This window comes from Acidimicrobiales bacterium (assembly GCA_035540975.1).
GTDB lineage: Bacteria > Actinomycetota > Acidimicrobiia > Acidimicrobiales.
This window is the reverse complement of the sequence record DATLFN010000002.1, coordinates 1-6,448: the sequence shown is the minus strand read 5'-3', so window position 1 is coordinate 6,448 and position 6,448 is coordinate 1. Positions and strand designations below refer to the sequence as shown.

Here is a 6,448-nt window from a genome sequence, read left to right as displayed (position 1 = left end):
AGTCGGCCCGATCGTCGAAGGCCCGGCGGCTGCTTCGTCGAACGAACGCCACACGGCAGGGCTCGACGCGGCGACGGCTCGACCTCGTGAGAGCGGTCCGAGGCGGCGAGCAGGGCGATCACCGCGCCGATCACCGAGCCGACAAGGCCGGACGGCTGGAGCGCTCCTTCGGTGACGTCCTTGCCGACCAGCACGTACCCGAGGAATCCGCCGAGGAACGAGCCGACGATGCCGAGCAGGATGGTGGCGCCCGCCGACATGGGGTCGCGCCCGGGGACGAGGAGCCGGGCGAGGAAGCCGGCCACGGCTCCGATGAGGAGCATGACGAGGATGAAGCCGAGCATGGTGCGAAACCTCCGGTGAGGGTGGGTGCGACTCGAGTGACTGCGCTATTCCCCCGGCGGCGGTGCGGCGATTCCTGACTTCGCAATTGTCACGATCCCGCCACGCCGGCGGGGGCGGCGCCGACGAGGGCCCGCCGCGTGTGCTCGCCGGTCGAGCGCGGCCGACCTGCGGCCGACCGTCGTGGCGGGGCACGATGGGCGGATGCTCGCCGACGGCCTCACCATGATGTACGGGCTCGACCGCCCCGCCGAGCCGGCCACCACCAGGTACGGCGACGCCCAGCTGGACCGGGTGTTCGCCGAGCTGGCCGGCGCCTCGTTCGGCGGCGGCCTGTACCGGGTCCACGTGCCGGAGGCGGCGGAGGAGTGGACGGCGCGGGCCGAGGAGGCGTTCCCCGAGCTGGTCGACCGCATGTTCGTCTTCGGCTGCGACTGGTTGGGGCGCCAGTTCGCGGCGGACGCCCAGCGGGCCAAGAACCGGCACCCCCTCGTCCTGCTCCTCGATCCCGCCACCGGCGACGCGCTCGAGATCCCGGTCACCATCGCCGACCTCCACACCGACGAGCTGGTCCAGTACGGCGACAGCGCCCTGGCCCTCGAGTTCTACGCCGACTGGCGGGAGGCGAGCGGCGACGACGACTTCCTCGGCCCCGAGGACTGCGTCGGCTACGACGTCCCGCTGTTCCTCGGCGGCGACGACGAGGTCTCGAACCTGTCCCGGATCCACATGGGGGCCTACTGGGAGGTCACCACGGAGCTGAGACTGGGTGACCTGAAGCTGCCGCCGGGCGGCACCATCTGGGACCTCTTCGAGGACGGGTAGCGCCCGGGCGCCTCAGGCCGTTCCCGGATCAGCGGCGGGCCGGCCGCGCCTCCGGCACGGGCGACGGGCGCGGCGGCGACTGGCGGTAGGCGGCCAGCCCCCCGGCGAGCAGGCAGGCGGCGACGATGCCGAGCACCAGGAGCATCGACGTCCCACCCGAGCCGGAGCCGGAGGACAGGGGCGCCCCGTCGGTCACGGGCGGCGGCACCGACTCGCCGTTGGCGCCGACGACCTCGAAGGGCACGCGGGCGGGCGTGCCGAACTGCGGCTCGCCCTCGGCGTCGACCTGGGTGGCGACGATGACGAAGTGCCCGGGGCCGGCCTGGGGGACGCTGAAGGACCCGGAGACGGACCCGCGGGCGTCGGGCGCCAGCTCGGCCAGGACCGGCCCGCCGGCCGATCCCCAGTGGACCACGACCGGGCTCGGCGGTGCGCCCTCCTCGGGGGCGGCGAACGAGGAGCCGGTGAAGGTCAACGTCTCTCCCGCCCGGCCGGTGGACGAGCTGACGGCGGCGGTGGCCAGGTTGGTGCACGCGAACGCGGCGACGCCGCCGGCTCCGAGCGCGATGGCCGCCCCGGCGAAGAACGTGGCGAGTCTTCCTCTGGTGAGCACGGGTCCTCCCCTCGATGCCGGCACCGAGCCGGGCGTTGAACGGACGTTCGTCACGACGATGCGCCCGCGGCCATGGACGACGACGCCCCGCGGCGCCGTAGCGCGGCCGCGGCCAGCAGGCCGACGCCGACCAGGGCGACGAGCACCTCCGCAGCGACGACCAACGCCCGGGTGGACGATCCGCCCTCCTCCAGCGCCAACGCCGCCCCGAAGATGTCCTGGGCCCCGTTGTCGTCGTTGCCGAGCCGGGTGTCGGACCAGGCGACGTAGGCGTGGTCCTCGCCGGACGCCAGCGCGGGCGGGACCTCGACGAAGTACTGGACGTTGTAGGTGCCGCGGGTGCGGTCGATGGACGCCCGGGTCATCCGCTCGTTCTCGCCGAAGCTGCGCCCCCCGTCCTCCGAGGAGGCCAGGTAGACGTCGTTGGCGTCGCCCAGGAAGAACTCCACGTCGTCTGCCGGGGTGTCCTGGGACCCGTGGCGGTAGTCGTACCAGGCGACGTCGATGCGCCCGCCGGGCGCCACGCTCATCCGCGGCCACTTCTGGGTCCGCTTGTTGGCGGTGGCGTCGTCGTTCACCCGCAGCGGCTCGCTCCACGACTCGCCACCGTCGGCCGAACGGCTGAAGAAGACGTCGAGGTCGCCATTGCGGCCGTCGGCCCACGCCAGGTACAGCGCGTCGCCCTCGGGGGACACGGCGGCGAGGGGCTCCTCCATCACGACGTCCTGCTGCCCGACCTCGCGCTGTGCCCAGGTCCGGCCGCCGTCCGTCGACCGGGCCATCAGCAGGGGCGACGGCTTGGGGGCCTCGCCCTCGGAGGCACTGGCCGGGCGGGAGCGCTGGAACCAGTACGCCGTGCCCTGGGCGTCCTCGACGACGCGGGGCGCGTCGAACCCGGGGTCCGCCTCGATGGCCCGCACCTCGGGGGCGAAGGTCCCGCCGCCGTCGACGGACCGGGCTGCCCACGCCTCGGTGGCCCGTTCGGACGCCTCGGCGTACGAGCGGCGCCACGAGACCCACACGGTGCGGGGCGCGGCGCCGAACGGGGACACGAACACGTCGGGCACGAAGTTCGCCACCGCCTCGTCGGGAGTGGGCGGAGCCAGGCCGGGCGTCACGGTCGTGGTGGTCCAGCTGGCCCCGTCGTCGGTCGAGCGCGCCAGCACGACGCCACGGGCGCCGTGGTGCGCAGGGTCGGCCACCGCCACGGCCCAGTAGACGACACCCTCGCCGTCGATGACGAGCTTCATCCTCATGTTCTGCGGGATCCCGCCCTTGTTGAGGCCGCAGTCCGTGGCCGTCCCGAAGTCGGGGCCCGCCAGCTCGGTGAAGGTGCGGCCCCGGTCGGTGGAGCGGTACACGTGGCAGGAGTTCGAGAGCAGGTCGGAGGCGGCCACGAACACGCGGTCGTCGTCGTTCGGGTCCACGGCTGCGGCCGGGCCCTCGAAGGTCCGGGCCACGGCGTGGATGCCGGAGATCCTCGCCTCGTCGCCCAGCTCCGCCGCCGACGCCGGCCCTCCGGCCGTCGCCGCCGCGACCAGGACGGCGGCGAGGGCTGCAGCGGCCGTTCGCACCCCCATGTACGCCTCCCCAAGCCGTCTGCCCGGCACTAGTGCCGGTGGTACCGCGTCACTCTCCCACAACGTGAACGGGCGTGCTCGGGGCAGTCCGGTCTCGTCCGGCGTCAGCCCTCGTCGCGGTGCACGACGTCGAACGAGAAGGCGGGCAGGCAGACGGACACGTACTCGGCGCCCTCGGAGCCCGGCGTGCTGTAGCGGACCCACTCGCCCGGGCGGCAGTGCACGGCCTGGCCGGCGCCGACGTCGAGCGCCCCGCCGTCGTGCTCGACGCGCACCGTCCCCCGCAGGACGACGGTGTACTCGTCGAACTCGGGCCGCTGGCCCGGCTCGGCCCACCCCGGCGGGCTCTTCATGAGCGCGAGGCTCACGTCCTCGGCGCCGTCGCTGGCCCGCCCCACGAACTCGTCGATGGTCTTGGGCGGCTCGCCGGCGGCGGCGACCCGCACGGGCGACTCGATCAACCTGGGCATGCGACCTCCCTCCGCGCCGGCGGGGCGAGGGCGACGGTCACCCGCCGCCGGCAGCGGGGCGGGACCGTACCGCAGGCGCGCCTGCCGGGCGCCTCAGCGGCAGCCGAGGGCGGCGGGAGCGGCCGCCCGCCGGTACTTCTCCAGGACGGCGTGCTGCGACTCGGCGCGCTCGACGAGCCCGGCCAGGTCGAGGGCGGCGAGGACGGGGACGTCCACGGCGATCTCCTGGAGGGATTGCCACAGGTTCCGCTTCCCGTCGACACCCATCGACAGCGTCTCCATGGAGAGGAGGAGGGCCAGGGCGTCGCTGCCGGCGGACACCCGGTTGAGTCGCAGCCGGCTCGCCTTCTCGGCCATCCAGGCCGCCGCCTGCTTGACGGTCTGCTCCTCGAACCCGAGCCGGCCGACGAGGTCCTCGAGCACCGCCCGGTCGGCCTCGATGTCGTCGGCCAGCTGTTGCATGGCTGCGCCCACGGGCGTGCCCTCGGTGTCCTCGGTCAGGCGGCGGGCCAGGTCGAGCCCGGCCGTGGCCCCCGCCAGGTGGTCGTTCAGGTAGGTCTCCAGCAGCTCGTTCGTCCCCATGGGACCGGCTTACCCGACGAGCGGGCGCCCAACCCCGGGACGTGGTCAGTGGTCCTCGGCGGCCGGGCGCCCACCGGGCCGGATCCCCGACCCGAAACCCCGCTTCGCGGGACCGACAACGACGGGGAACGTCCACGTCCGCAGCTCGTCGGCGAGGTCGTGCTCGGGCAGCGGCTGGGCGCGGTCGCTGCTCCCGTCGACGAGGTCGGGCCGGCGCTCAGTAGTCGAGCAGCAGCGACGCCAGCTCCCGCACCACGCCCACCGCCGGCGACCCCGGGTCGTGGTCCACCGGCGAGGCGCCGGCCCGGTCGGCGGCGGCGACCGCCGAGTCGTCGGGGATGACGACGTCGGGCGCCACGCCGAGGAACCGCTCGACGGCGTCGAGGTCCTCCCGGCCGGCGATCCTGTTGGCGACGACGATGCGGCGATCGATCCCCTTCTCGGCCGCCATGGCGAGCAGCCGCCGGGCGACCTCGGCCGACCGCGGGTACGGCTCGACCACCACCACCAGGACGTCGATCTGGCTCTCGTCCCCCCGGGCCACGGTCATGACGCCGCCGCCCAGGTCGACGATGACGACGCGTCCCGGCTTGTCTTCCAGCGAGGCGAGCAACTGCCCGGCCGAGAGCCCGCCTCAGCCGGGTCGGAAGTGGTCGAACTTGCGGACCTGCACCACCTTGAGCCGCTCGCCCGCCTGGGTGGCGAAGCGCTCGACCACCTCCTCCATGGACATGGCCATGGCCGGACCGTCGGGCAGCATCTCCTCCCGGGCCGAGATCAGGCCGTACGTGGCCTCGACGCCGAGGCCGAGCGAGATGCCGAGGTTCGGGTTCTCGTCGGCGTCGACGGTGAGCACGTCCCGCCCCTCTTCGGCCACCAGCCGGGCGAGGACGCCGGCGACGGTGGTCTTGCCCGAGCCGCCCTTCCCGGCGACGGCGATCTTGGTCACAGGCCCTCCGTTCTCGGGGTCCGTGCGCTCACGCGCCGCGGACGGCTTCGGCGGGCGCACCCGCCTGCTCCAGTTGGTCGACGAGTCGCGCCACGGCGCGACGGGCGGGCGACGACGGGTCCCCGGCCACCAGGGGTACGCCGGCGCGCTCGGCCCGCTTGATCGCCGGGTCGAGCGGGACCGAAGCCCACATCGGCACGCCGAGGTCCTCGAGGGCGTCGCGTACGTAGGCTTCGTCGTCGGCGGAGTCGACCTTGTTCGCCACGCCGGCCAGGCGCACCCCCGGCGGCCACGTCCCCATGCCGGCCATGCGCCGGGCGGTGAGCACCGACTTGGCGAACGGCTCCACGACCAGGAGGGCCACGCCGTCGGTGCCGACCATCCCGCTGGCGACGTGGAGCGTCCCACCCTGGAGGTCGACGACGGCCCACCCGTCCTCCTCGTCGTAGATCCGGGCGACCGTGTTGAAGGCAACGGCGGCCGACCACCGGTCCGGGTAGCGCGCCCGGTACAGCTCGAAGTCCTTGGTGGCCGAGTCGGCGTTGCCGACCTGGACGAACCGCACGCCGCCGGGCGCCTCCCGGGCGCAGCGGTCGACCACGTCGGCGGCACTGCCCTCGAGCCGCCACCCACCGGCGTCACGCACGGCCGACCCGGCGAGCATCCAGTCGTCGGTGGCGGGCATGCCCAGCACTTCGCCGAGGCCGGGAACGGTGTCGGCGTCGAACGCCACCACCGCGCCGTCCCGCGACCGGATCTCGGCGCACAGCAGCCCGGCCAGGGTGGACTTGCCCGAGCCCCCCTTGCCCAGCAGCACGACCCGCACGCCGGGAACGTACGCGGGCCGCAGACCGGCGTCAATAGGCGCAGGACTACGCTGGAATCGCTGCAAGCCTGGTCGCCACCGGCGGCGAGGGCCACCAGCCCCCGTGGCGATCGCCCTCGCTGCGGTGCGCCCCCTGGGATTCGAACCCAGAACCTGCGGATTAAGAGTCCGTTGCTCTGCCGTTGAGCTAGAGGCGCGTGCGGTGAACTGTACGGCGGGGAGGGTGGCTAAGGGGACTCGAACCCCCGACCTCCTGGACCA

General features: G+C 74.0%; 9 protein-coding genes and 1 tRNA gene. 1 reads left to right on the top strand and 9 read right to left on the bottom strand.

Going from position 1 to position 6,448, the window contains the following annotated elements; genetic code table 11:
• Window positions 1–344: GlsB/YeaQ/YmgE family stress response membrane protein (locus VM242_00110; protein HVM03551.1), on the bottom strand; the 344-nt coding region annotated here is incomplete at its 3' end.
• A gap of 202 nt (window positions 345–546) precedes the next feature.
• Here VM242_00110 and VM242_00105 point away from each other — a divergent pair.
• Window positions 547–1,167 carry a hypothetical protein gene (locus tag VM242_00105; protein HVM03550.1) on the top strand — a complete coding sequence of 207 codons (621 nt, stop codon included), beginning with the start codon at window positions 547–549 and terminating at the stop codon, window positions 1,165–1,167.
• Between the two features lie 28 nt (window positions 1,168–1,195).
• On the opposite strand, the gene VM242_00100 is transcribed toward VM242_00105, so the two are convergent.
• The 8 genes from VM242_00100 to VM242_00065 all read right to left on the bottom strand — a co-directional run bounded on the left by VM242_00100 (window position 1,196) and on the right by VM242_00065 (window position 6,384).
• Entirely contained in the window at window positions 1,196–1,780 is a 585-nt protein-coding gene (locus VM242_00100) for a hypothetical protein (GenBank protein ID HVM03549.1), read from the bottom strand.
• Window positions 1,781–1,830: 50 nt separating this feature from the next.
• A complete protein-coding gene (locus VM242_00095; GenBank protein HVM03548.1) occupies window positions 1,831–3,360 on the bottom strand; it encodes a sialidase family protein in 1,530 nt (509 codons plus the stop codon).
• A 104-nt stretch (window positions 3,361–3,464) separates the two neighbouring features.
• Entirely contained in the window at window positions 3,465–3,830 is a 366-nt protein-coding gene (locus tag VM242_00090) for a cupin domain-containing protein (protein HVM03547.1), read from the bottom strand.
• A 93-nt stretch (window positions 3,831–3,923) separates the two neighbouring features.
• The gene (locus VM242_00085) at window positions 3,924–4,412 is read right to left on the bottom strand and encodes a hypothetical protein (protein ID HVM03546.1); all 489 of its coding nucleotides are present in this window, start codon (window positions 4,410–4,412) and stop codon (window positions 3,924–3,926) included.
• Window positions 4,413–4,629: 217 nt separating this feature from the next.
• Window positions 4,630–5,025, bottom strand: coding sequence for a hypothetical protein (locus tag VM242_00080; protein ID HVM03545.1), 396 nt, complete (start codon window positions 5,023–5,025; stop codon window positions 4,630–4,632).
• A 21-nt stretch (window positions 5,026–5,046) separates the two neighbouring features.
• Complete coding sequence (locus VM242_00075; GenBank protein ID HVM03544.1) at window positions 5,047–5,361, bottom strand: AAA family ATPase; 315 nt, start codon at window positions 5,359–5,361, stop codon at window positions 5,047–5,049.
• A gap of 28 nt (window positions 5,362–5,389) precedes the next feature.
• A complete protein-coding gene (locus VM242_00070) occupies window positions 5,390–6,187 on the bottom strand; it encodes a hypothetical protein (GenBank protein ID HVM03543.1) in 798 nt (265 codons plus the stop codon).
• Between the two features lie 125 nt (window positions 6,188–6,312).
• A tRNA-Lys gene (locus VM242_00065) sits at window positions 6,313–6,384 on the bottom strand.
• Between the last annotated feature and the right edge of the window lie 64 nt (window positions 6,385–6,448).

Excerpts from the sequence above, each read along its gene's own strand:
- VM242_00105 (HVM03550.1), top strand. The coding sequence starts at position 547 with ATGCTCGCCGACGGCCTCACCATGATGTACGGGCTCGACCGCCCCGCC.
- VM242_00095 (HVM03548.1), bottom strand. The coding sequence starts at position 3,360 with ATGGGGGTGCGAACGGCCGCTGCAGCCCTCGCCGCCGTCCTGGTCGCG.
- VM242_00090 (HVM03547.1), bottom strand. The coding sequence starts at position 3,830 with ATGCCCAGGTTGATCGAGTCGCCCGTGCGGGTCGCCGCCGCCGGCGAG.
- VM242_00085 (HVM03546.1), bottom strand. The coding sequence starts at position 4,412 with ATGGGGACGAACGAGCTGCTGGAGACCTACCTGAACGACCACCTGGCG.